Below are 22,542 nucleotides of genomic sequence, written 5' to 3' on the forward strand. Positions count from 1 at the left end.
CGCCCAACGCCGCGAACGCGCCCGCATCCGAAGCGAGAAAGGCATCCGCTGGGGCGGCCGACCTCTGACTTCCGCAGCCTGAAGCCTCGTCATCCAACCCGGCGATCGTTTCCGGTCACAGCACTAGATGTGCTTGCGGCTCCAGAACCGCCGCGTACGCTCCCCCGGCAGATGCGGCTCGTCCGGCGGTGTCGGCTGCCGGACGATCACGACCGTCGTCTTGGCGTGCCGAGCGCAGTACATGCTCGTCGAAGGCAGGAACAACCGGCTGAGCATCCCCCGCTTGCCCCGCCCCAGCACCAGCAGATCGCCCTCACGGGCCAGGTCGACGAGGTGATAGCCGGGATCACCGACCCGGCCGACCACCGCCGTGGTGAGGTCGGCGGGCAGCCCACCGGCCACGTCGTCGAACACGCCCGCGATCACCTCGTTGCACCGCGCCTCCTCCCCTGCCTTCATGGCGTGCTGCACGGGCAGCGCCTCGGGGAAGGCCTGCATGGGGGCCCGGCTGACGTGGACGGCGATCAGCGCCATCCGATGCAGCCGCGCGGCCCCGATGGCCCACGCCAGCGCCCAGCGCGAGGCCGGGGACTCGTCCACCCCCACGATCAGCCTCGCTCCGCCGGGCAGGTCCTGATCCACCGCGACCCTCCTCGAAGAGGTACTCGACCATAGTGCGCCTCAGTCCCGGTTACCGGGAGGTGGCACTTTGCGAACTCTGGAGTCGTTCGCGATCCCCGGCGTAGCATGCGTGGGTGGAACGTGGGTGGGTGCAACCCCGTCCCGCCCTCGACCGGCGGCTCGACGGGGCGCTGACGCACAGGCTCACCACTGTGGTGGCCACCACGGGCTACGGCAAGTCGATCGCGCTGACGAGTTGGAGTGAGGCGGTCGGCGCGGTGCTCCACCGGCTGGGGCCCGCCGATCGCGACCTCACCACGCTGGCCGGCGCGCTGGTCTCGGCCCTCGCGGAGGTGGTTCCTGACCTGCCCGCCGAGCTCGCGGCCGCCGCCGAATCCCCGCTCGGGCCGGACGCCGACGAGCTGTCCAGGGCGGCGGCGCTGGCGGGCGCGCTGGCCGAGGCGCTGGCGGGGCGGCTGCGACGGGGACTCGCCCTGGTCTTCGACGGCATCGAGACGATCATCGGCGCGGCCGGCTCCGTACGCTATGTCGAGACGCTGGTCCGGGCGGCCCCGCGCCACCTGCACGTGGTCACCGCCTCGCGGGCGCCGCTGCCGTTCCCCACCGCCCGCCTCCGCCAGGACCACGAGGTGCTCGACCTCGACGCGACCGACCTCGCGCTCACGATCGGCGAGACCACGGCCTGGGCGCGCGACCGGCTGGGTGAGCCGGGGGCGGCGATCGCCGCCACGCTGCACGACGCCTGCGGCGGCTGGCCCGCCGCCGTGCGGGCCGCACTCGACGCGCTCGCCCGCACCGATCCGGCCACCTGGCCGGGTACGGCCGCGGGCCTGGCCGCCACCTCCGCCACGCTGGAGCGGCTCACGCTGTCGGCGTTCGACGACCTGCCCGCGACGATGCGCGAGCTGCTGCGGGCGGCGACCGTGCTGCCCGTGCTCACCGACGACCTCGCCGCCGCGCTCGGCGCCCCGCCCGAAACGCTGGCCTCGCTGACCAGCCGGGGCCTGTTCCTGGAGGCCGGCCACGACGGACCCCGGGCCGGGGCCGCCTCGACGGGCACTCAGCGCACAGCCGACGGACACGGCGCCCACCCCACGGCCGACGGGCACGGGCTGTCCGGCGCCGGCGGATACCGGCTGACCGCGACCAGCGCCCACGTCCTGGCCGCGCACGCGCCGCTCGACCGGCACGAGGCCCACGACACGGCCGCCGTCGCCGCCCGCTGGTACGTCGAGCACGACCAGCCCGAGCTGGCCCTGCGCGCCGCGGTCGCCACCCGGCACAGCACGCTCGTCACCTCGCTGCTCGGCACGCACGGCCTGCGCCTGGCCGAGCGCGGCGACGACGTGGTGGCGGCGCTCGCGCTGCTGCCGGAGCCGATCAGGCAGGCGCCGGCGATGCTGCGGCTGGCGGGCATCGCGGAGCAGAACCGCGGCGACTGGAACCGGGCGCGCGACCTGCTCGCCCGCGCGGCGGCGACCTCGGTGTTCGACGCGTTCCTGGCCAGGCGGCTGGGCCTCATCGACCACCTGCGTGGCGACCTCGACTCGGCCATCGCCATCTACACCAAGGGCTTCGAGTACGGCCTGCCGCCCGCCGACGCGGCGATGTGCGCGGCATCCACCGCGTCGGTGCTCTGGCTGAAGGGCGACCGGGCGGGCTGCGCCGAGCTGGCCGACCGGGCGCTGGAGCTGGCCGGCGCGCTGGGCGATCCGGGCGCCCTGGCCGCGGCCAACACCGTGCAGGCCATGCTCGCCTCGCTCGACGGCGACCGGCGGGCCAACGACGCCTATTACCTGCGCGCGCTGGAGTACGCCGAGCGGGCCGGGGACGTCGTCCAGCTCATCCGCATCCGGGCCAATCGCGCCTCCTGCCACCTCGACGAGGCCGCCTACACCAGGGCGCTGGCGGAGGTCGAGATCGCGGCCAGGCTGTCGGATCTGGTGTCGTTCGCCCCGTACGCCGCGCTGAACATCGCCAACCGGGCCAAGGCGCTCATCGGGCTCGGCCGGCTGGAGGAGGCGGCGATCGACGCCGCGGACGCGGCGGCCAGGTGGGAGGCGATGGGGTCGCGGTTCGTCGGCTACGGGCTGATCCGGCTGGCCGACATCCAGGTGCTGCGCGGCGACCGCAGGTCGGCGATGGCCATCTACCGGCGGATCATCGCGGACGCCGGCGCGTCCGGCGAGGTCCAGGAGCTGTCCAACGCCCTGAACAAGCTGGCCGTCCTGCTCACGGACGACGATCCCGACGAGGCGGCCCGGGTGGCCGCGCGGGCGCTGAAGCACGCGGAGGGCATCGCCGGGGTGGACGCGAGGCTGGTCGCGGCGCGCGTCGCGCTGGCGGCGGGGCGGTACGACGAGGCCAGGGCGCTGCTGTCTGAGGCCGAGTCCGTCGCCGTACGCCGCAGGGACCACGCGGCGCGGGCCGCGATGGTGGAGCTGCGCGCCGAGCTCGACGGCGACTCCCGGCTGGCCGACGAGGCCGTACGCCTGTGGTCGGCGCTCGGCGATCCGATCGGCCGGGCCAGGGCCGAGCTGGTCAGGGCCGCGCTGGGCGACGCGGTGCCCGGCAGGGAGGTCGCGCACCAGGTCAGGAGCCGCATGCACGCGATCGGCTGCCGGGCGCTCGATGCCAGGATCGACGCGCTGGTCGGCCGGTTCACGCCGGTGGCGGAGGCGCGCGTGCAGGTGGAGACCATGGGAACGTTCCGGGTCCTGCGCGGCGCGGTGCCCGTCGCACGCACCGCCTGGCAGTCGCGCAAGGCCCGCGACCTGCTGAAGATCCTGGTCAGCCGCCGGGGCGCGGCGATCAGCAGGGAGCGGCTGGTGGAGATCCTCTGGCCGGAGCAGCAGGGCGACGCGGTCGGGCTGAGGCGGCTGAACGTGATGGTGTCCACGCTGCGGGCGGTGCTCGATCCGGCTCATGTACGTCCGGCGGACGAGTTCGTCGTCTCCGACGAGGGCGCGCTGCGCCTCGATCTGGCCAACGTGGACGTCGACGTGGAGGGCTTCCTCGATCTGGTGGGCTCGGCCGGACAACTGGATCAGGCGGGGCGGCCGGCGGAGGCGCTGGCGCGCTGGGCGGAGGCCGAGGCGTCCTACGGAGGCGACTTCTGCGAGGAGGACCCGTACGCCGACTGGGCCGTGGGCCTGCGGGAGGAGGCGCGGCTGGCGTACGTGCGGGCGGCCGCCAGGCTCGCGACGGCGCGGGCGGGCGAGGGGCGGCACGACGAGGCGGCCCGCTACTGGCTGCGGCTGCTCGAACGCGACCGCTACGACGAGCGCGCCCACCTCGGTCTGGTGCGGGTGCTGGACTCGGCGGGCCGGCGCGGCGACGCGCGGCGGCGCTACGCCCTGTACGCCGAGCGGATGCGCGAGCTGGAGGTCGAACCCGCGCTCTACCCCACCTGAGCGGCCTGTCTCCAACTCACCTGAACCTGGCCTGAACCGTTCGGGGAGATGGTGCCGAAATGAGGACGGTCATCGTACGGCTGGTCGAGCCTGAGCAGTCCGGCGGCCAGCTCCGCGGGCTGCTCGAAGAAGTCGGTGGCGATCCGGTGCCGTTCAGCGGGAGCGAGGCGGTCGTCGACCTGCTGCTCTCCGCCGCCGGATTGACCCGAGATCAGCCCTGAACCTCCCGCGAACCTCGCTCACCATCATCGAGGGTGAGAGGAGGCACGATGAGCGAGCAGCTGGGGAGCACATGGCCGTTCGTCGGGCGAGGGGGCCAGCTGGCGACCGTACGGGAGGCACTGCGGTCGCGGGCGGGCGTGATGATCGCCGGAGACGCGGGGGTGGGCAAGAGCAGGCTGGCGGCGCAGGCGCTGTCCGGCCTGGAGGGGTACGGGGTGGTTCGTGCGCTGGGCACTGAGACGGCGGCGGCGATCCCGTTCGGCGCCTTCGCCCACGCGCTGACCGAACCGCCCAGCAGCGGGGAGAACCTGCTGCGCTGGGCCGCACGGCACCTGGGAATCAGCGCGGGGCGGGACGAGCTGCTGGTGAGCGTGGACGACGCGCACCGGCTCGACGCGGCCTCGGCCGCGCTGGTGCACCACCTGGCGGAGAGCGGCGCCGCCAGGCTGCTGGTCACGGTGCGCAGCGGTGAGCCGCTGCCCACGCCGGTCGCCGCGCTGTGGAAGGACGAGCTGCTCCGCCGGATCGAGCTGCCGCCCCTGACCGTGGCCGAGGTCGGGAAGGTGCTGGAGGGGGCGCTCGGCGGCGAGGTGGCCGGACAGACCGTCAGGCACCTGGCCGGAGTCAGCGAGGGGAACGTGCTCTACCTGCGCGAGGTCGTGCACGCCGGCCGTACCTCGGGATGTCTGACCGAGACCGACGAGCAGTGGCGCTGGCAGGGCGAGCTGTCGATGACCACCCGGCTGCGCGAGCTGGTCGACGCCAGGATCGGGCACCTCGACCAGGACGAGCGGGAGGTGCTGGAGCTGGTGGCGTTCGGCGAGCCGCTCGGCACCGACCTGCTCGTCTCGCTCACCTCGCCGATCGCGGTGGAGCGGGTGGAGGACCGCGGGCTGATCGTGGCCGTACGCGATGTGCAGCGGGAGCACCTGCGGCTCGGCCACCCCCTCTATGGCGAGGTGGTACGCGGCGGCTGCGGCACGCTGCGGACACGGCGGCGGCTACGGATGCTGGCCGAGGCGCTGGAGGCGAGCGGGCTGCGGCGGCGCGAGGACGTGCTGCGCGCGGCCGTGTGGCGGCTCGACAGCGGCTCGACCACCGACCCGGACATGCTGCTCGTCGCCGCGCGGCTGGCCTGGGCCAGGCAGGATCCGCGCCTGGCCGCGCGGCTGGCCAGGGCGGCGATGAACGCGGGCCCGAGCGTGGCCGCGGTCGCACTGCTCGGCGAGGCGCTCATGGTGCTCGGCGACGCCGACACCGCGCTGACCGCGCTGCGGCAGACGGCACCGGCGGTGGTCACCGAGAGCGAGCGCGCGCAGCACGCCATCAGCCTCGGTCTCAACCACGCCTGGGCGGGCTCGCTCACCGAGGCGTGCCGGGTGCTCGGCGAGGCGGCGCGTACGCTCACCGACCCGGCCTGGCAGCAGGAGGCGCACATCTACCTCGGCGTGGCCGAGTTCTGGGCGGGCCGCACCACCCGAGCCGTCGAGTCGCTCGAGCGGGCCCGCGCCTGCACGCCGACCACGGTGCGCGGCGCGGCGCACATGGCCGCGCTCGACTCGTGGACCAGCGCCTACTCGGGACGGACCGAGCACACCATCGCGGTCGTCGAGCAGGCCCTGGCCGGGGTGGACGGCTGGGGGGACGAGACGCCGCACGCGCTGCCGACGATGCTCGACGCGCGCTGCGCGGCCGAGACGTTCGCCGGACGGCTGGAGGCGGCGGAACGCACCGCCGACTACGGCATGGAGCTGGCCGCCGCCGAGCTGTCGGTCTCCGGGTTCGGGGCGTTCCGCGCACTAATCGGCAGGCTCCGGGGCGACGCCGAGGGCGCCGTGCGCTGGAGCCGCGACGACGCCGCCGGGCTGTACGAGCGCTCCCCCTACCGGGGGCGTTGCCTGGCCGAGCAGGCGCACGCTCTGGCACTGCTGGGCAGGACGGCGGAGGCGCGCGGCCTGCAGGCCGAGGCCGAGGAGCTCGCCTCCCGATGGGCGTTCACCCGCTACCCGACGCTGCAGGCCGCGGTGTGGGTGGCGGCGGCCGGCGGGGACCTGGACGAGGCGGTACGCCTGTGCCTGTCGGCGGCCGATGCCGCGGAGAAGCACGAGCAGTCCGGCCACCTGATGTTCGCGCTGCACGACCTGGTGCGGCTGGGCGTGCCCGCGCTGGCCACCGACCGCCTGTCCGCGCTGGCCGAACGGGTGGACGGGCCCCTGGCCGGGCTCCTGGCCCGGCACGCGCGGGCCACCGGCGACCCCGACGAGCTGCGCGCGGTGGCGGCCGGGTTCGAGCGGCTCGGCATGATCCTGTACGCCGCCGAGGCCACCGCCCAGGAGTCCGCCGCCTACCGTGCGATGGGCCGGAGCGCTCTGGCCAAGGGGGCGCAGACCAGGGCGTGGGCACTGGCCAGGCGCTGCCCGGGGGTGTCGACGCCCGCGCTGGTCGAGCTGGCCACGCCCGAGCTGACGCCGCGCCAGCGGGAGATCGTCCAGCTCGCGGCGGCCGGCTTGACGAACCGGCAGATCGCCGCCCGGCTCACGGTCTCCACCCGGACGGCCGCCAACCACCTGCAGGCCGTGTACGAGAAGCTCGGCGTCAACGACCGTGCGGAGGTGGGCCGGTTACTCGCCTCCCTCTGAACGGGGGTTGCCCGGCTCGCTCTGAGCGAGCCGGGCCTGGCTAGACCAGTGCCAGCAGGCCGTCGTGCAACAACGCGCGCTCGTGCTCGGAGATCGCGCCGTACGGCTCGGCGGCCCGCCGGTTGGTCTCCCGCTCGATCCCGTCGCGCAGCGGCCCCGGCCCGAGCACGATGATCTCGGCGGCGGTGAGGCCGGCGGCCCGCCAGGCGGCGGCGTGCGAGTCGGCGCGGTGGTAGCGCAGCGCGGCGAGCCGGTTGAACAGCAGCACACCCGCCGGCGTGCCCACCGGTTCGTACGGCGGCGCCATCGCGGCGAAGGCGTCACCGGGATCCGCTCCTGCCGCACCGATCACCCGTCCGGCCAGGTCGGCGAGCGTCTGGAGATCGCGACCCGCCCAGATCCGCGAGGTGGTGGCGGCGTGCACGGCGTAGAGGCCGTCGATGAACGCCAGCGCCTTGGCCGTCGCCCGCAGCGCGCCGTCGCCGTCCTCCTCCAGCATGCCCTGGTCCAGGTGGTCCTGGATCTCGGCGTCGAGCTCGGCCGCGTCGCCGTACCGGTAGATCGTGGCGAGCGAGCGACGGGTCAGCGGGCGGAGCGGGAGCGTGAAGCGCAGGTCGATCAGGAAGCCGGGCAGCAGTCCCGCGTCCTGGGCGCGAGCCGAGGCGTGCACGTTCACGTGGACCGCGCCGATGACGGGGCCCATGGTCGCCGCATAATCCGCCAGGTCATGTGTTTTCGGCATTGAGCGCCATTATGCCGGGGGAGAAGCGGTGGTGTTGGTCGATGGCGCGCGTCCCCGGACGTTCTGCGTCGGTCGGCGAGGCGCGCTCACTCCGGCGACATGATCTCGTAGAGGTTGCGGACCGCGTCGGTGAAGAACAGCCCGCGCGGGCAGAGCGGGTGGTCGATCCGTCCGTTGTCGGGGGTCGCGGGGTGGTTCCCGTACGGCACGCCGCGCTCCTGGATGCGGGCCAGGATCGCGTCGAACGTCGCCGGATCGACGTCGAACCCGAAGTGGTGCCCCTCGGGATTCTCGACGGTCATGTAGTCGAGCGTGAGCCGCTCGTCGACCCGCACGGGGGCGAAGTGCCCGCGGGCCCCCATAGGCGGCAGCCGCTCGAGCCCCATGATGTCGGCGAAGAAGTCGGCCTCCCGGTTGTTGTCGGCCGCGGGGACGATCGTGTGGTTGAGGGACACGCTCACGCCGGCTCCTCCTCCTTGATGGCTCCATGCAGGAACACCTCGACGAGCTGGCTCGTGGGCAGGACGGTCGAGCGGGTGAACAGCAGGCTCAGGAAGACCTTGCTCACCTGCGCGGCGGGCAGCCGCAGCGCCGCCTCGTCCGGTTCGAGCAGGTCGGCGATCGCGTCCCCGATCAGCTCCATGGACGCCTCGCGGCTGCCCGGCTGCGGGCGGGCGCCCCGCTCACCGCTCCGGTGGCCGCTGGAATGCAGGGCGCCGGCCACGGTGCCCATGCGCGCCAGGTGGGCGCCGAGCGCGTCGGCCGCCTCGGCGAGCCGGTCGGCCAGCGGCTGGTCGAGCGGGATGGAGGCGAGCTCCGTGACCACGTGGTCGGGCCGCATCGCCTCGGCCATGCAGGCGTCGAGCAACTCGTCCTTGTCGGCGAACACGCGGAAGACGGTGGCCTCACCGATGCCCGCCGCTCTGGCGATCTTGCTGGTGGTGACGGCGGTGCCGTACTCGGCCACCAGGGGGAGGGCGGCGGCGATGATCATCGCGCGGCGCTCCTCCGGGCTCATTCCCGGCGCCCTGCGCCGGACCGGGTTCTCACTCATGCGGACCACGGTACGGAGTGAATACTCACTCCGTCAAGGGCGGAGTGAGCATTCACTCCGATGCTTGATCACGGGGCGGCCAAGGGCCGTGGCATGATGACGGCACTGTGACCGCCGGTCTGCCCTTCCGCCTCGCCCGCACCTCGGCCTTCGCCGCGGTGTGCCTCGGGCTGGGCGTGGCGGCGCACGCGTTCGGCGGTGGCACGGTCGGAGCACCGGCCATGGGCGCCGCGCTGGGTCTGTCGTTCGCGGCGGCGTTCCCGCTGTCGAGGCGCGAGCGGACCGTAGGCGCGATCCTGCCGCTGCTCGGCGGTCTCCAGGTGGTCATGCACCTGCTGTTCTCGCTGGCCTACGCCGCCTCGCCGATCGCGGCGACGGGTCACGCGCACTCGGGCCTGGTGCCGGGTCTCGGCATGCTGGTCATGCACGGCTGGGCGATCGGGCTGACCGCCCTGTGGCTGGCGCGCGGTGAGGCCCTGCTCTGGGGGCTGCTGCGCCGTCTGGCCGTACGGCTGCTGGTCGTGCTGCTGCCCGTCATCCGGGCGCCGTTCCCGGCTCCATGTATGGCGGAGCCGCCGGTCTTCCGCTCCGCCGTGCTGCGGCACGTGGTCTCCGGGCGGGGTCCGCCGATGGTCGTCGAAACCCGCTGACCCCTTTTCGATGACCTCTTTTCGATGACCTCGTTTCGATGACCTCGTTTCGATGACCTCGTTTCGACGACCACGCCCGGCAGGGCGCGCTTCGGCGTGCCGTACCGGGTGGAGAAAGGCCTTTTCCCATGTTCTCTCGCCATGCCCTGCTGCTCGCCGCCGCCGCCATCGCACTCGCCGGCTGCGGCTCCGCGCAGGTCGCCGCCGCACCGGCCGAGCAGTCCCCCGCCGTCGCCGCCCCGGCCCTCACCATCACCGATCCCTGGGTGAAGACGGCCAAGAAGGGGATGAGCGCCGCCTTCGGCACCCTGGTCAACAACACCGACGCCGAGGTGACGATCGTCTCCGGCGCCTCGCCGCTGTCCCCGAAGATCGAGCTGCACGAGGTCGTGGAGTCCGGCGGCAAGATGATCATGCGGCCCAAGGAGGGCGGCTTCGACATCCCCGCGCACGGCACGCACGAGCTACGGCCCGGCGGCGACCACATCATGCTGATGGGCGTCGCGCAGGAGGTGCTGCCGGGCGCCCGGATCCCGTTCACGCTCACCGTCAAGGGCGGCAAGCCGCTGGAGTTCACCGCGATCGGCAAGGACTTCGCCGGTGGCAAGGAGGACTACCAGCCCGGTATGGGCCACAAGTGATCAGCCGCCGGGGTCTCATCGCCGGCGGCGCTCTGACGGCCGTCGGCGCTCTGACCGCGCCCCCTGCGCAGGCCGCCGTCGCCGTTGAGCCCTTCCATGGGCTCCACCAGGCCGGGATCGCGACGCCTCCGCAGGCGCACGCCGTCTTCGTCGGCCTCGACCTGGCGCCGGACACCGGCAAGGAGGCCGTCGTCCGGCTCCTCCAGCTGCTGACCGACGACGCGCGCCGCCTCACCCAGGGGCGGCCCGCGCTGGCCGACACCGAGCCCGAGCTGGCCGCGACGGCCGCCCGGCTGACGATCACGTTCGGCTTCGGGCCGGGGCTGTTCGCGGCGGTGAAGGCGGAGTCACCGGTGGCCGCGCTGCCGTCGTTCACGATCGACAAGCTGGACAAGCGGTGGAGCGGCGGCGACCTGCTGGTGCAGATCTGCGCGGACGACGGGGTCACCGTCGCCCACGCGCTGCGAATGATCGTCAAGGACGCCCGCGCGTTCGCCAAGGTCCGCTGGATCCAGCGCGGCTTCCAGAGCGCGACGCGGCGCAACCTGATGGGCCAGGTCGACGGCACGGTCCAGCCCGCCGACCTGGACCGGGCCGTGTGGATCGGCCAAGGGCCCGCGTGGCTGCGCGGCGGCACCACCCTGGTGCTGCGGCGCATCCGCATGAGCCTGGAGTCCTGGGACGCCGCCGACCGGGTGGCCAGGGAGTTCACGATCGGCCGCCGGCTCGACACGGGCGCTCCGCTGACCGGCCGGGCGGAACGCGACGAGCCGGACTACAGCCGGCTGAACCGGCTCGGTTTCCCGATCATCTCCGAGTACGCCCACATCAGGCGGGCCCACGTCACGGACCCGGGGCTGCGCATCCTGCGCCGTCCCTACAACTACGACGAGGGGCTCACTCCGGACGGAAAGTCGGACTCCGGGCTGCTGTTCGCCTCCTACCAGGCGGACATCGACCGCCAGTTCGTTCCCATCCAGCGCAACCTGGCCAAGGGCGACCTGCTGAACGAGTGGATCACACCCGTCGGCTCGGCCGTCTTCGCCATCCCCCCGGGCTGCGCACCCGAGGGCTGGATCGGGGACAGTCTGCTCGGCTGAACTCAGCCGAACTCCCGACCGGGCAGGCACGAGGGCGGGCGCCCCGAGGCGGGCCAGACGTAGTCCAGGTCGTCGGGCTCGTCGCCGAACAGCGGCCGGTAGAAGCCGGGCGCCTTGCGCAGCAGGGCGGAGCGGTGACTGAGATGGAAACCGGCGTCGCCCAGCCACGGCGGCAGCTCGCCGTCCGCCTCCAGGCACACCTGGGAGCGGACGGCGGTGCTGCCGCAGCGCTCGGCCAACTCCCTGGCCAGGGTGCCGGCGCAGGTGTCGGCGCGGCCGGTGGCGCACCACCGGCCGCACACGTCGAGCCCGTACCGCACCAGGGCCTCCTCGTAGCCCGCCCACATGCGTACCGCCGGATGGTGCCGCCAGCCGTAGCCGGGGACCGTCAGGGCGCGCAGGATCTGCAGGGCCTCGACCCGCTGCTTACCCAGCCGCAGCGGGTCGAGGACCGCCGCGGTGCGCGCGAAGTCGGGATAAGGCAGGAACGTCTGCACAGCTGCCCCGTGGTCGCCTCATGCCCACCGGCTACCCATGGCGGCTCGCGATCAACCTAGAGTGGAGCCGTGCTTCCCGACCTGATCAAGCAGCTCACCGAGTCGGACCTGCCGCGCCACCACTGGCGCGGCGACGACGAGCGCGGCGGCATATGGCTGTTCGAGACCGTCGAGGGCGACGGCGAGCACTGGGCGGTCAGACAGGTCGAGATCGGACCCGACCGTGCCGCGCACCGCTACTGGTGGCGCCATCTTCAGGACGAGCACGGCTTCCTCACCGAGCAGGCCGTGGAGATCTGGGAGCTGACCGAGATCACCGGGGCCGCCTTCGAGGCCGTGTGGGACGCGGCCGGGTAACACCCGCACAGGGAGGCAGTCGGGTGACACCCGTGTGTCGATGGACCGGCCGCCCGTCCACGCTCACAATCGGGCTATGGCTGAAGGTTATGTGGGTGCCAGGACGCCCCGCCGCGAGGATGCCCGGCTGCTGACCGGGCGCGCCCGGTACGTCGCGAACGTACGGCTGCCCGGCATGGCCCACGCGGTCGTCGTCCGCAGCCCCATCGCCCACGGGCGGCTGGTGAGCTGCGACGCCAAGCAGGCGTGGACGATCGAGGGGATGCTCGACGTCATCACGCCGGGCGACGCCGCCGCGGTCCGCCTGCCCTGCGTCACCCTGAGCCCCGGCCAGCCCGTCACCTCCTACCTGGCGCTCGACGAGGCGATCCGCTACGTGGGCCAGCCGCTCGCCGTGGTGGTCGCGCGGACGCCGGAGGCCGCCAGGGACGCGGCCGACCTGCTCGACCTCGGCTACGAGACGCTGCCCCCGGTGATCGGGATCGAGCGGGCGCTGGCCGGTGACGCCCCGCTGCTGTACCCGGACTGGGGCGGCAACGTGCTGACCGACTTCACGCTCGGCGACCAGGACTGCGACGCGGTCATCGCGGGGGCCGCGCACGTGGTGGAGATGACGTTCACGTTCGGCCGGGCCACGCCGTACCCGCTGGAGCCGCGCGGCATCGTCGCCGACTACGCCGACGGCGAGCTGACCGTGCGGACCTCGACGCAGGCCCCGCACCACGTACGCGAGCAGGCCGCGGACGCGCTCGGGCTCACGCACGACCGGGTGCGGGTCGTGACCGGCGACGCGGGCGGCGGTTTCGGGGGAAAGGAACACCTGTATCCGGATGAAGTGCTCATCTGCCTCGCCGCCATGCGCCTGGGCCGCCCGGTGAGCTGGACGGAGTCGCCCACCGACCGGCTCGCCGCGACCCTGCCCGCGCGGGGCGCCGTACACCATGCCCGCCTGGCGCTCGACGCGGACGGGCGCTTCGTCGCCCTGCACGCCGACGTCGTCGGCGACCTCGGCGGCCACCCGTCGAACGTGGGCATCTCGCCGTTCGCGGTGACCGCCACGCTGCTGCCCGGCCCCTACCGCTTCGACCGGGCAGGGGTACGGCTGCGCGCCGTCGTCACGACCACCACCCCGACCGGCTCCTACCGCGGCTTCGGCCAGCCGGAGGCCACCTGGACCAGGGAGCGGCTGGTCGACGAGGCGGCCAGACGGCTCGGCGCCGACCCGGTGGAGCTGCGCCTGCGCAACATGCTCGGCCCCGACGAGCTCCCCTGTACGTCCCGGACCGGGCAGGCGTACGACTCCGGCGACTACCCCCGCGCCCTGCGTACCCTGCGCGACCTGGTCACTCCCCCGGCCCGTGACGACGGGCGCAGGCGCGGCGTCGGCTACTCCTGCCATGTGGAGGGCACCGGGCTCGGCTCATCGATGGGCATGAAGGCCATGGGCATGCTGGCCGGGGGCTTCGAGACCGCGATCCTGCGCATGGAGCAGGACGCCTCGGTCGTCGTCTCGTCGGGTGTGTCGGGGGTCGGGCAGGGCATCGAGACGGCGCTGTCCCAGATCGCGGCGGATCGGGTGGGGGTGCCGCTCGACCGGGTACGCGTGGTGCTGGGCGACACCTCGGCCACGCCGTACTCCTCGATCGGGTCGATCGCCAGCCGCTCGCTCGCGGTGGGCGGTGGCGCGCTGGCCCTGGCCGGGGACCGGCTGCGGGAGAAGATCGTGGCCATCGCCGCCCATCGGCTGGAGGCGGCGCCGGCCGACCTGGAGATCATCGACTCGGTCGTACGCGTCAAGGGGGACCCGCAGGCGGCGCTGACGCTGCGGGAGATCGCCACGTCGGCGTGGCGGGGCTGGGACCTGCCCGAGGGGGCCGCGCCCGGACTGGAGGAGCGGGTCTCCTACGATCCGGCCGACATGACGTACGCCTACGGGGCGCACGCGGCGGCGGTCGCGGTCGACCCGGAGACGGGAGCGGTCGAGGTCGAGGGCTACTGGGCCGTCAACGACTCCGGCGTGCTGGTCAACCCGGCGATCGTGGAGGGCCAGGTCCTCGGCGGGATCGCGCAGGGGATCGGCATGGCGCTGACGGAGGAGATCGTCTACACCGAGGAGGGGCAGCCGGTCGCCGAGTACCTGCTGCCGACCACCCGGGAGATCCCCGACATCCGGCTCGCGACGCTGGAGGTGCCCTCGCCGCGCACGCCGGGCGGCATGAAGGGCGCCGGGGAGTCGGGGACGATCGGCCCGCCGGCGGCCATCGGCAACGCGGTCGCCGCCGCGTTGCCGGAGATCGCCGGCCGGGTCACCGGAACGCCGTTGACCCCGGCCGTCTTGTGGGCTCTACTCTCTGGATGACCTACGCCCGATATGTCGCCCTCGGTGACAGCCAGACGGAGGGCCTCGGCGACGGCGACGACGTCCGGGGCCACCGCGGCTGGGCCGACCGGCTCGCCGAGCAGCTGGCCGCCGCGAATCCCGACGTCCAGTACGCCAATCTGGGCGTCCGCGGGCGCCTGGCCGGGCAGATCCGCGACGAGCAGCTCGGCCCGGCGCTGCGGCTGCGGCCCGACCTGGCCACGGTGATGGCCGGGATGAACGACCTCGTCCGGCCCGGCTTCGACGCCGCCGCGGTGGCCTCGGCGTTGGAAGACATGTTCGCCCAGCTCACCGCGTCCGGCGCGTGCGTGGTGACCGTGACCTTCCCCGACATCGGCAAGATCGCGCCGCTGGCCCGGCGGCTGGTCCCCCGCGTGATCGACATCAATGACAGGATCAAGGCCGCCGCCGCCCGCCACGGCGTCATCGTCGTCGACACCTTCCCGCACTCCTTCAGCACCGACGCCAGGATGTGGAGCAGCGACCGGCTGCACGCCAGCCCGCTGGGCCACGCCAGGATCGCCGCCGCCATCGCCCACGCCATCGGGCTGCCCGGCAGCGACGACACCTGGTCGGTCCCGCTCACCCCGCTTCCCCCCGCCGCGCGCTGGCGGGTGGCCGGGGCCGAGGTGCGCTGGGTCGCGAGCTTCGCGGGGCCGTGGATCTACCGGCGCCTGCGCGGCCGGTCCTCGGGGGACGGCCGCGTCGCCAAGCGCCCCGAGCTCGGCCCCGTGCCGCCCCCTCCTGTGTGACCCGCCGCGACCGGGGCGCCTACCGGTCAATCGGTAGGCGCCGGCCACGGCTCACACGCTGACGAGCACACCCGCCACGGCGTCGGCGGTCTCGGGGTGACGGGCCAGCAGCGCGCCTGCCTCCCCGCTGAACGAGCCGCCGGACGAGCCGCCGGACGGCCCGTCTGCGGCCTGCTGCCAGCCGCCCTCGCAGCCGAGCAGCGCGGCCAGGGCGTCGGTCGCGCCCGGATGTCCCGCCAGCAGGTCGGTCACCGGGCCCGCCTGCGCGGGCGCCGCCGCACCTGCCGCCTTCTTCGCGGGCTTCGCCGACCAAGGCGGTGTCCACTGGTCGAGCGCGGCCAGGCCGCCGGGGAACGTACGGCCCGCCTCGCGCACCAGTACGGGCACCAGCTCACCGGCCTGCTCGCGCAGGGTCGTGATCAGGCCGGGCAGCCACGGCAGCAGCACGGAGTCGGGCAGCCGGCCGAAGGCCTTCGACATCAGCTCGACCACGAACGACGCCAGCGATGGAGCCGGCTCCATCGCCTGCGCGAACCCGCTCATGTACTCCGGGAACGCCGGGATGACGAGCGGGTTGGCGAGCAGCTCGTCGCAGCGCGCCCGCAGCTCGGCCAGCGGCAACGTGCCGAGCAGGTACTGGGCCGACCACAGGAGGGCCACCTTGGCGGGCGCCTCCGGATGCGACTGCCGCACCGCGATCTCCAGCTGGGCCCGCTCGCAGCCCAGCGCCAGCGCCAGGCTCTCCATCGTGAACAGGAACCCGAGCATGGCCGACACCTGCCGGACACCGATGTACTCGTCCACGAAGGCGGTCGGCAGCAGCGTGCAGTAGTGCGCGAACCCCGCCGTGACGAACGCCTCGCACCAGGCCGGCAGCTCTGGCTCGGTCGCGCGGTAGTGGGCCAGCAGCCGCCTGATCCGGCGCAGCACCTCCGGCGCATCGTCCACGGACCGCTCGGCGGCCAGCAGCTCCACGGCCCGCGCCCCGAGCTCGTCGGTGAAGCGCCGGCTGCGCAGGTAGAGGATCGAGTCCTCGACGGCCGCGAGCGCCACGGCCGCGGTCGCCTTGGGGTCCCATACCTTGCGCCGCAGCCGCTGCTCCAGCACCTGCTCGACGGTGATGCCCTCGTAGCCCAGCTCGATGATCGAGCGCTGGTGCTTGCCGATCGTCAGGTCCCAGCTCTCCTGGATCGCCCGCTCGCCCAGCCGCCGCGCGCCCATGATGGGCCGTACGGCGTCGTCGGGCAGCAGGTGGCGCAGGATCCACAGCAGGTCGGAGCAGGGCACCAGGTGCGGGTCCGCCTTGAGGTCCATGAGCGCCCGCTGCACCGTGCGCTTGCTCAGGTCCAGCCCCAGCGGCTGCAGCCGGTCGAACACGTCCTGGGCCAGCGGCGGCATGGCGTGGTAGCCCACCTGGCCGATCCGGTCGCCGCCGAGCAGGATCTCGCACAGGCGGCGCACGTCCCGGCGTCCCGGGACCGTGTCCTTCTCGATGCACGTGACCGCGGCGTCCTGGAAGTCGTACGGCGTGGGACGTGCCCGGCCACGCAGGCCGGCGAGCAGGATCGACGTCTCGAACACGGCGATGGCGTCGGCGGTGCTGGACTGGTAGCCGTTGCGCCGGGCCAGCCGGACGATGTCGACGGACCAGCCGAGCAGCTCGGCCTCGTCCAGGCCGTCCAGGACCGGCGGCTTGGCCAGGAAGCCGGACAGCCGGTCGGTGGCCGGCTCCGGCGCGGCGGGCGCCACCGGCTTCGGCGGCTTCTTGGCCGGCTTCTTCTGGCCCGCCAGCTGGTACGGCTTGACGCCGCCGCGCTGCAGCGCCTTCTCCCAGGTGGCCGCGGCGATCGAGACCGAGCCGGAGGCCAGGCCGAACTGGGCCTCGATGGCCGAGTGACTCGACGGGATCAGCCCGTACAGCCAGCGGGTGGCCGTACGGGGGCCGATCTCGAAGGGCGCGTCCGAGGCCAGCCCGAACTGCTCCACCCGGCTGGCCGCGTGGAAGGCGCCGCAGACGTAGAGGCACTCGGCCGGGTCGGCGCCCGTCTCGGCGAGGTGCTCGCGCATCCGCGTCCACATGTAGCGCTCGCGGTCCTCGTCGCGGTCCGTCCGCCGGTCGCCCTCGGGGCGCAGGCGGCGGAACAGGCTGCCGATCAGGACCATGACCTGCCGGTACGACTCGTAGTCCGCGCCGGTCAGCGGCTGCTCGACGTACTGGTCCCACCACTCCGACCAGTGCCGGACCTTGCCGTGGTGCAGCAGGTACTCTTCCAGCTCGGCGAAGCCCGGCCGCAGGTCGCCGATCTCGACGCCCACGGCGTCGCCGTGCAGGCCCGCGTCGTCGTCCCCGCCCTGCTTGGGCTCGGCCGGTTCGGCCGGGTCGCGGGGCAGCCACTGGAAGACGTGGTCCGTCGAGCGGTCCACCAGCACCAGCTCGACGCCCGGCGTGCCGAGCGCGTACGAGATGGCCTGGTACTCGGCCGACGCCTCCGTGATGGGCGCCACCACGCTGAGCGGCTCCCAGCCGGCCGGGAATCCGTCGATGTCGGAGGCGAACGCCTGCAACGCCACCGGCAGGCGGCAGTTGCGCAGCTCGTCGAGCAGCGGCCGCAGGTCCTCGCACAGCTCCAGGTAGATGACCTTGGGCTGCTTCTCGCGCAGGCGCCGCACCATGGCCAGCGCCGAGGCCGGCGAGTGGTGGCACACCGGGAAGATCTCGAGCTCCTCGCTCAGTGCCCGGTCGACGTCGTCGACCAGGCCCGACAGGATCCCGGCCAGGGTGTCCGGCTCGCCGGCGAACGCGGCGGCGGCCTCCAGCAGCTGCTCGCGGAGTGCGCCGAACGGGCTCATGAGAGCGTCTTGATGGCCTGGCGGCCACCTTCGAGGAAGTCCGTCCAGGGCCCGCCGTCCTTCTTGCTGCGGGGCTCGACGATGCCGTGCCAGTACTTGTTCAGGATGGCCAGGTCCTCCGGGGTGCGGCGGGCCAGCGAGCCCACCAGCGAGCCGCCGAGCGTCTCCGCCCGCAACTGGCGGTCGCCGAAGAACTGGCTGTGCAGGATGGCGTCCTCGAGCACGCCGATCTGCTCGGCCGTGGACAGGGCCGACTCCAGCTTCTCGTCGTCGCTCTTGGCCGAGGCCGCCGCGTTCCGCAGGTCGGCGAAGCTCTGCAGCAGGATGTCGAGCAGCGTGGGCGGCACGTCCAGCTCGATGCGGTGCCGGCGCAGCAGCTCCGTGGTACGGAACCGGACGATCTCCGCCTCGCTGGTCTTGCTGGTCACGACGGGGATGCGGACGAAGTTGAAGCGCCGCTTCAGCGCCGACGACAGGTCGTTGACGCCCCGGTCCCGGCTGTTGGCCGTGGCGATGATCGAGAATCCGGGCTGGGCGAAGACGATGTTGTCGTCGTCGAGCTCGGGGATGGAGACGTACTTCTCGGACAGGATGGAGATCAGGGCGTCCTGGACGTCGCTGGTCGACCTGGTCAGCTCCTCGAAGCGGCCGATCACGCCCCGCTCCATCGCCGTCATGATGGGCGAGGGGATCATCGACTGGCGGGACTGCCCCTTGGCGATCACCATGGAGACGTTCCAGGAGTACTTGATGTGGTCTTCCGTGGTGCCGGCCGTGCCCTGGACGACCAGGGTGGAGTTGCGGCTGATCGCCGCCGAGAGCAGCTCGGCGAGCCAGCTCTTGCCGGTGCCCGGGTCGCCGATGAGCAGCAGGCCGCGGTCGGAGGCCAGCGTCACGATGCTGCGCTCGACGAAGCTGCGGTCACCGAACCACTTCTGCGGGATCTCCCGGTCGAGCCCGTCCGAGCGCTCGGAGCCGAGCACGAACAGGCGGACCATCCGGGGGCTGAGCCGCCACGAGAACGGCTTGGGGCCGTCGTCCACGGACTCCAGCCAGTCGAGCTCTTCGGCGTACTTGACCTCGGCGGGGGCACGCAGTATCTCGGTCATTCGCGGGTCTCCTAGGTGAGGAAGTTCTTGAGCTCGAGCACGAGTTTGCGGATGTGGCCGGAGATCACGGGGGTGCCCAGGTCCTTGAGCTTTTCGCGGAACCACTGGTCCACGCTGGCGTACCCCGAGCTGTTCACGGAGCCGACCGGGATGAACTTGACCCCCGAGCGATGCAGCGACGTGAAGTCGTCGATCAGCGACCGGTTGTCGTAGAAGTCGGAGATCCAGACCATCACGGTGTTGCGCGGGTCGACGATCTTCGGCCGGGCCAGGGCCATCGCGACCGTACCGTCGGTGCCGCCGCCGAGCGTCGTGCGCAGCAGCACCTCGAACGGGTCCTTCACCCACGGCGTCAGGTCGAGCGCGCGGGTGTCATAGGCGACCAGGTGCACGTCCACCTTGGGCAGCCCGGCGAAGATCGACGCCAGGATGGTGCAGTTCACCATCGAGTCGACCATCGACCCCGACTGGTCCACCACCACGATCAGCCGGGCCGGAGTCGTCCGCCTGGCCGTGTGCCGGTAGAACAGCCGGTCCACATACAGCCGCTCGTCCTCCGGGCTCCAGTTGGTGAGGTTCTTCCAGATCGTCCGCTCGATGTCGAGGTTGCGGAACACCCGCTTCGGCGGCACCGACTTGTCGATCTTGCCGACGCTGGTCTTCTCGACCTGTGTACGGAGCACCTCGGCGACCTCGTCGACGAACCTGCGGATCAGCGCCTTGGCGTTGGCCAGGGCGACTCCGGAGAGGTTGTCCTTGTCGCGCAGGAGCTGCTCGATGAGCGACATGCTGGGATTGAGCTGGGCGGCCAGGGAGGAGTTGGACAGCACCTCGCGCAGGCGCATGCGGCGGACCAGGTCGCCTTCCAGGTTGGCCAGGACCTTGTTCAGCTCGGCGTCGTCGATTCCACGACCGCCACCGCCGGTGCCGAGCCCCCGGCCTTGGCCGGATCCTTCGCCTTCCTGTTCTCCTTCGCCTTGCGCGTTGCGGCTGCCGCCGCCTCCCCCGAGTGCTTGCTTGAACCACCCGGCGTCCTTCTGCCAGGCGGCGAGCTGGGCGGCCGAGACGTCGCCGGACCCGGTGGCGAAGACGTTGAGCAGGAGCTTGGAGATCAGTGCGGCCCTGCGCACCTGCTCACCGCCGTCCTCCTCGCCGCTGGAGTCGTGGTCGAGCAGGTGGTCGAACTCGTCGGCCAGGTCGGGGAAGCGCTGCACGAGGTTGTCCACCGACACCGACGGGTCGAGCAGGGCGGCCGGCAGGCCGAGGTCGTCCACGACGGCCACGCTGGCCGACTCCAGGGCGCCCTGCTCCTCGGTGTTGAACACCCGGGCCAGCAGGCGCCAGTAGAGCACCTGCCGCCTGTTCTCGTTGTTGGCAGTCATTTGCGCAGCAGCCGTCCCGCCCGCTCGCGCAGCACGGCCACCGCGTCGCCGTTCCTGGCCTCGGCCTTGGCGATCTTGGGGTCCGTCGGGCCCTGCGCCCAGTCGCCGTTGTGCGCGGTGACCGGCAGTTTCTTGACCATCCCCTGGACGGCGAGCGGCTGGAGCAGCCACCGGCCGGCGTCCCAGCGGAGCAGCCCGATGCACGACTCGGAGCCGCGCACGATCGCGGGCGTGAGCGGGCCGCACGACGGCAGCCGCCCCGTGTCCACCGTGATCGTCTTGCCGCCGAGGTCGAACACCATCTCATCGCCCTTGGGCACGGAGTAGCCCTCGACCAGCACCGGCTCGGCGAGACGCACCGGGTGGCGCTCCAGCGGCGGCGCGGCGGGGGCGAGCGCGCTCCCCAGCTGGACCCTCGCCGTGGTGAACGGGTCCGCGGGCTCCCCCGCCGTGGCCCGGTCGTCGTGCCAGATCAGGTCGCCGCCGCTGAGCAGCGGCATGTCCTTGATGTCCAGGCTGCGGTGCTCGGCCAGCGCGTTGAGCAGCACCGGGACCCCGGTCAGCAGCCGCCACACGGCCGAGCCGACGATCGTGTCCACCTTCGTGGCGGCGACGCTCGTACGCACCAGACGGCACCGACCGCCGTCGGCGGGCTCCAGGATCGCGTGGACCTGCGCCTGCACGGCGGTGGCGTGCTCGTGCACGTCCACGCCGAGCACCAGCAGCCGCCCGGACACCGGCTCGCCGGCGCCCGCGGGCAGGCCACCCGCCTGCGTGAGCATCAGCGCCTGCGTGAGCATCAGCGCCCGCGCCCACAGGTCGGCCCAGCGCCGGGCGGGCACGACCTCCATCGTGGCGACCGGGCACGACGCGCGCAGCTCCCCCGCCAGGCCGTCGATCAGCACCGCCAGCCGGCGCAGCCGCGGCTCGGCCAGCAGCGCCTCCATCGTCTGGCCCACGGCGGAGACCAGGTCGTGGTCGACGCCTCGCCAGCCGGTGATGGCCAGCTCGTTGAGCCAGGACCGGCACCCGCTGAGCAGGTTGTCGGTAGTGCCGGCCACCGACGGCTCCGCCCAGGAGTCCCGCTCCCGGCCCAGCGCCGCGTCGAGGCGGCCCAGCAGGGCGTCGTGCACCGCGCCCAGCAGCGCCGTACGCCCGCCGGCCAGCGCCGTGACGTTCTCCTCCGAGACCGAGCCCGCGGCGACCTTGGCCGCCGCCTCCCCCACCCGGTCGCCGAGCGGCGTGGCCGCCACCGCGCCGGCCAGGGCGGTCAGCGCCGAGGCGCGATCCTCGCCGAGCCGGGCGAAGCCGTTCGTCAGGGCCTCGTCGAAGCCCGTCACCAGGTCGAGCGCCTCGCCGACACCCGGCAGGGGCTGGTCGACGATCTCCGCCAGCTGCACGCTCAGCATCAGCCCACCGCCCCGGAGGACGGGAACCAGTGCAGCTCGGCGATGGGCTCGGTGGTCATGGGCAACTCCAGGTAGGCCAGGTGGCTCAGGAACCGGCTGAACACCTCGGCCCCCTGCGTACGCTCGACACCGCCGTTCAGGTGGTAAGACAGCCTCTCCCCCTCGGCGACCTCCACCCGCAGGTAGCCGGCGACCCGGTCCTGGCCGTACTGCAGCACCGCCTCGTCGACCAGTGATCGCAGGTGCTTGCACATGTCGCCGTACAGGCCGCCGCACGGCCGGTTGTTGTTGGTGCTGCAGTTGTAGGTATGGGTCCCGGCGGTGATCGACGAGACGTACACCCGGCTGATGTCCGAGCCGCTCGACACGACTCCCTGCAACCGCCCGTCGGCCATCTCGACGAAGGGCACCTTCGCCAGCTTGCGCGGGCTGACGGGCGAGACCACCCGTGCCACGCTGCGTTGCTCCCACGCGGTTCTGTCCGCGGTCACGCCTTTCGACCTCCAGCCCAGCGGCTCGCGGACGCCAGCCGGTGCGGCGGCACCTGTGCGAACGGCCGATCAGTGATCGCGTAATTTACCCCATTCGCGGGGAAGCGCGGGCGCGTTTCGATCTCCTTCCCCTGCACGTCCGGCCATCAAAGTAAGAGGCATTGTGCCTAGGTGCTCCTTACAGTTAAAGTCGGCCGTCAGGAGCGAAAGCT

Annotated in this window: 19 protein-coding genes; 9 read left to right on the forward strand and 10 right to left on the reverse strand. The window is 73.0% G+C overall.

From position 1 onward, the window contains the following. Positions 1–123: 123 nt before the first annotated feature. Entirely contained in the window at positions 124–642 is a 519-nt protein-coding gene (locus tag LDL49_RS43980; RefSeq protein WP_225300879.1) for a universal stress protein, read from the reverse strand. A gap of 113 nt (positions 643–755) precedes the next feature. Here LDL49_RS43980 and LDL49_RS58765 point away from each other — a divergent pair, with 113 nt between their 5' ends. The 3 genes from LDL49_RS58765 to LDL49_RS43995 are packed head-to-tail and all read left to right on the forward strand — an operon-like array spanning position 756 to position 6,916. Further along, on the forward strand, positions 756–4,055 hold the full coding sequence (locus tag LDL49_RS58765) for an ATP-binding protein (RefSeq protein WP_225300880.1): 3,300 nt from the start codon (positions 756–758) through the stop codon (positions 4,053–4,055). A gap of 59 nt (positions 4,056–4,114) precedes the next feature. Further along, positions 4,115–4,276, forward strand: coding sequence for a hypothetical protein (locus tag LDL49_RS43990; protein ID WP_225300881.1), 162 nt, complete (start codon positions 4,115–4,117; stop codon positions 4,274–4,276). Between the two features lie 48 nt (positions 4,277–4,324). Beyond that, the gene (locus LDL49_RS43995) at positions 4,325–6,916 is read left to right on the forward strand and encodes a LuxR C-terminal-related transcriptional regulator (protein ID WP_225300882.1); all 2,592 of its coding nucleotides are present in this window, start codon (positions 4,325–4,327) and stop codon (positions 6,914–6,916) included. A 40-nt stretch (positions 6,917–6,956) separates the two neighbouring features. Here LDL49_RS43995 and LDL49_RS44000 read toward each other — a convergent pair whose 3' ends face one another. The 3 genes from LDL49_RS44000 to LDL49_RS44010 all read right to left on the reverse strand — a co-directional run bounded on the left by LDL49_RS44000 (position 6,957) and on the right by LDL49_RS44010 (position 8,712). Continuing rightward, complete coding sequence (locus LDL49_RS44000; RefSeq protein WP_225300883.1) at positions 6,957–7,658, reverse strand: hypothetical protein; 702 nt, start codon at positions 7,656–7,658, stop codon at positions 6,957–6,959. A gap of 86 nt (positions 7,659–7,744) precedes the next feature. Beyond that, positions 7,745–8,119 (reverse strand): VOC family protein, encoded by a 375-nt coding sequence (locus LDL49_RS44005; protein ID WP_225300884.1) that lies wholly within the window; start codon positions 8,117–8,119, stop codon positions 7,745–7,747. Further along, on the reverse strand, positions 8,116–8,712 hold the full coding sequence (locus tag LDL49_RS44010; protein ID WP_225300885.1) for a TetR/AcrR family transcriptional regulator: 597 nt from the start codon (positions 8,710–8,712) through the stop codon (positions 8,116–8,118). Before LDL49_RS44010 ends, LDL49_RS44005 begins: the two co-directional genes overlap by 4 nt. Positions 8,713–8,819: 107 nt before the next feature. On the opposite strand from LDL49_RS44010, the gene LDL49_RS44015 reads away from it, so the two are divergent. The 3 genes from LDL49_RS44015 to LDL49_RS44025 all read left to right on the forward strand — a co-directional run bounded on the left by LDL49_RS44015 (position 8,820) and on the right by LDL49_RS44025 (position 11,103). Then, complete coding sequence (locus LDL49_RS44015) at positions 8,820–9,362, forward strand: MFS transporter (protein WP_225300886.1); 543 nt, start codon at positions 8,820–8,822, stop codon at positions 9,360–9,362. A gap of 128 nt (positions 9,363–9,490) precedes the next feature. Continuing rightward, positions 9,491–10,003 (forward strand): copper chaperone PCu(A)C, encoded by a 513-nt coding sequence (locus LDL49_RS44020; protein WP_225300887.1) that lies wholly within the window; start codon positions 9,491–9,493, stop codon positions 10,001–10,003. Beyond that, a complete protein-coding gene (locus LDL49_RS44025) occupies positions 10,000–11,103 on the forward strand; it encodes a Dyp-type peroxidase (protein ID WP_225300888.1) in 1,104 nt (367 codons plus the stop codon). Before LDL49_RS44020 ends, LDL49_RS44025 begins: the two co-directional genes overlap by 4 nt. A 2-nt stretch (positions 11,104–11,105) precedes the next feature. On the opposite strand, the gene LDL49_RS44030 is transcribed toward LDL49_RS44025, so the two are convergent. Then, the gene (locus LDL49_RS44030; protein ID WP_225300889.1) at positions 11,106–11,600 is read right to left on the reverse strand and encodes an MSMEG_6728 family protein; all 495 of its coding nucleotides are present in this window, start codon (positions 11,598–11,600) and stop codon (positions 11,106–11,108) included. A gap of 69 nt (positions 11,601–11,669) precedes the next feature. Here LDL49_RS44030 and LDL49_RS44035 point away from each other — a divergent pair, with 69 nt between their 5' ends. The 3 genes from LDL49_RS44035 to LDL49_RS44045 all read left to right on the forward strand — a co-directional run bounded on the left by LDL49_RS44035 (position 11,670) and on the right by LDL49_RS44045 (position 15,089). Next, entirely contained in the window at positions 11,670–11,957 is a 288-nt protein-coding gene (locus LDL49_RS44035; protein ID WP_225300890.1) for a hypothetical protein, read from the forward strand. 76 nt (positions 11,958–12,033) lie between these two features. Beyond that, positions 12,034–14,316, forward strand: coding sequence for a xanthine dehydrogenase family protein molybdopterin-binding subunit (locus LDL49_RS44040; protein ID WP_225300891.1), 2,283 nt, complete (start codon positions 12,034–12,036; stop codon positions 14,314–14,316). After that, entirely contained in the window at positions 14,313–15,089 is a 777-nt protein-coding gene (locus LDL49_RS44045) for an SGNH/GDSL hydrolase family protein (RefSeq protein ID WP_225300892.1), read from the forward strand. Before LDL49_RS44040 ends, LDL49_RS44045 begins: the two co-directional genes overlap by 4 nt. A gap of 51 nt (positions 15,090–15,140) precedes the next feature. On the opposite strand, the gene LDL49_RS44050 is transcribed toward LDL49_RS44045, so the two are convergent. From LDL49_RS44050 to LDL49_RS44070, 5 genes are read right to left on the reverse strand one after another with little or no spacing between them, the layout of a single operon-like run. Continuing rightward, the gene (locus LDL49_RS44050) at positions 15,141–17,939 is read right to left on the reverse strand and encodes a DUF5682 family protein (protein ID WP_225300893.1); all 2,799 of its coding nucleotides are present in this window, start codon (positions 17,937–17,939) and stop codon (positions 15,141–15,143) included. After that, positions 17,936–19,048, reverse strand: a complete 1,113-nt coding sequence (locus tag LDL49_RS44055) for an ATP-binding protein (RefSeq protein ID WP_225300894.1) — start codon at positions 19,046–19,048, stop codon at positions 17,936–17,938. The genes LDL49_RS44050 and LDL49_RS44055 overlap by 4 nt, the downstream gene beginning before the upstream one ends. An 11-nt stretch (positions 19,049–19,059) precedes the next feature. After that, entirely contained in the window at positions 19,060–20,430 is a 1,371-nt protein-coding gene (locus LDL49_RS44060) for a VWA domain-containing protein (RefSeq protein ID WP_225300895.1), read from the reverse strand. Next, the gene (locus LDL49_RS44065) at positions 20,427–21,839 is read right to left on the reverse strand and encodes a hypothetical protein (RefSeq protein ID WP_225300896.1); all 1,413 of its coding nucleotides are present in this window, start codon (positions 21,837–21,839) and stop codon (positions 20,427–20,429) included. The genes LDL49_RS44060 and LDL49_RS44065 overlap by 4 nt, the downstream gene beginning before the upstream one ends. After that, a complete protein-coding gene (locus LDL49_RS44070) occupies positions 21,839–22,330 on the reverse strand; it encodes a hypothetical protein (RefSeq protein ID WP_225300897.1) in 492 nt (163 codons plus the stop codon). Before LDL49_RS44070 ends, LDL49_RS44065 begins: the two co-directional genes overlap by 1 nt. Between the last annotated feature and the right edge of the window lie 212 nt (positions 22,331–22,542).

The sequence above is a fragment of the Nonomuraea aurantiaca genome (genome assembly GCF_020215705.1).
GTDB classification, from domain to species: domain Bacteria; phylum Actinomycetota; class Actinomycetes; order Streptosporangiales; family Streptosporangiaceae; genus Nonomuraea; species Nonomuraea aurantiaca.

Excerpts from the sequence above, each read along its gene's own strand:
- LDL49_RS44000 (WP_225300883.1), bottom strand. The coding sequence starts at position 7,658 with ATGCCGAAAACACATGACCTGGCGGATTATGCGGCGACCATGGGCCCC.
- LDL49_RS44020 (WP_225300887.1), top strand. The coding sequence starts at position 9,491 with ATGTTCTCTCGCCATGCCCTGCTGCTCGCCGCCGCCGCCATCGCACTC.
- LDL49_RS44045 (WP_225300892.1), top strand. The coding sequence starts at position 14,313 with ATGACCTACGCCCGATATGTCGCCCTCGGTGACAGCCAGACGGAGGGC.
- LDL49_RS44055 (WP_225300894.1), bottom strand. The coding sequence starts at position 19,048 with ATGACCGAGATACTGCGTGCCCCCGCCGAGGTCAAGTACGCCGAAGAG.
- LDL49_RS43995 (WP_225300882.1), top strand. The coding sequence starts at position 4,325 with ATGAGCGAGCAGCTGGGGAGCACATGGCCGTTCGTCGGGCGAGGGGGC.
- LDL49_RS44065 (WP_225300896.1), bottom strand. The coding sequence starts at position 21,839 with ATGCTGAGCGTGCAGCTGGCGGAGATCGTCGACCAGCCCCTGCCGGGT.
- LDL49_RS44060 (WP_225300895.1), bottom strand. The coding sequence starts at position 20,430 with ATGACTGCCAACAACGAGAACAGGCGGCAGGTGCTCTACTGGCGCCTG.
- LDL49_RS44050 (WP_225300893.1), bottom strand. The coding sequence starts at position 17,939 with ATGAGCCCGTTCGGCGCACTCCGCGAGCAGCTGCTGGAGGCCGCCGCC.
- LDL49_RS44040 (WP_225300891.1), top strand. The coding sequence starts at position 12,034 with ATGGCTGAAGGTTATGTGGGTGCCAGGACGCCCCGCCGCGAGGATGCC.
- LDL49_RS44010 (WP_225300885.1), bottom strand. The coding sequence starts at position 8,712 with ATGAGTGAGAACCCGGTCCGGCGCAGGGCGCCGGGAATGAGCCCGGAG.
- LDL49_RS43990 (WP_225300881.1), top strand. The coding sequence starts at position 4,115 with ATGAGGACGGTCATCGTACGGCTGGTCGAGCCTGAGCAGTCCGGCGGC.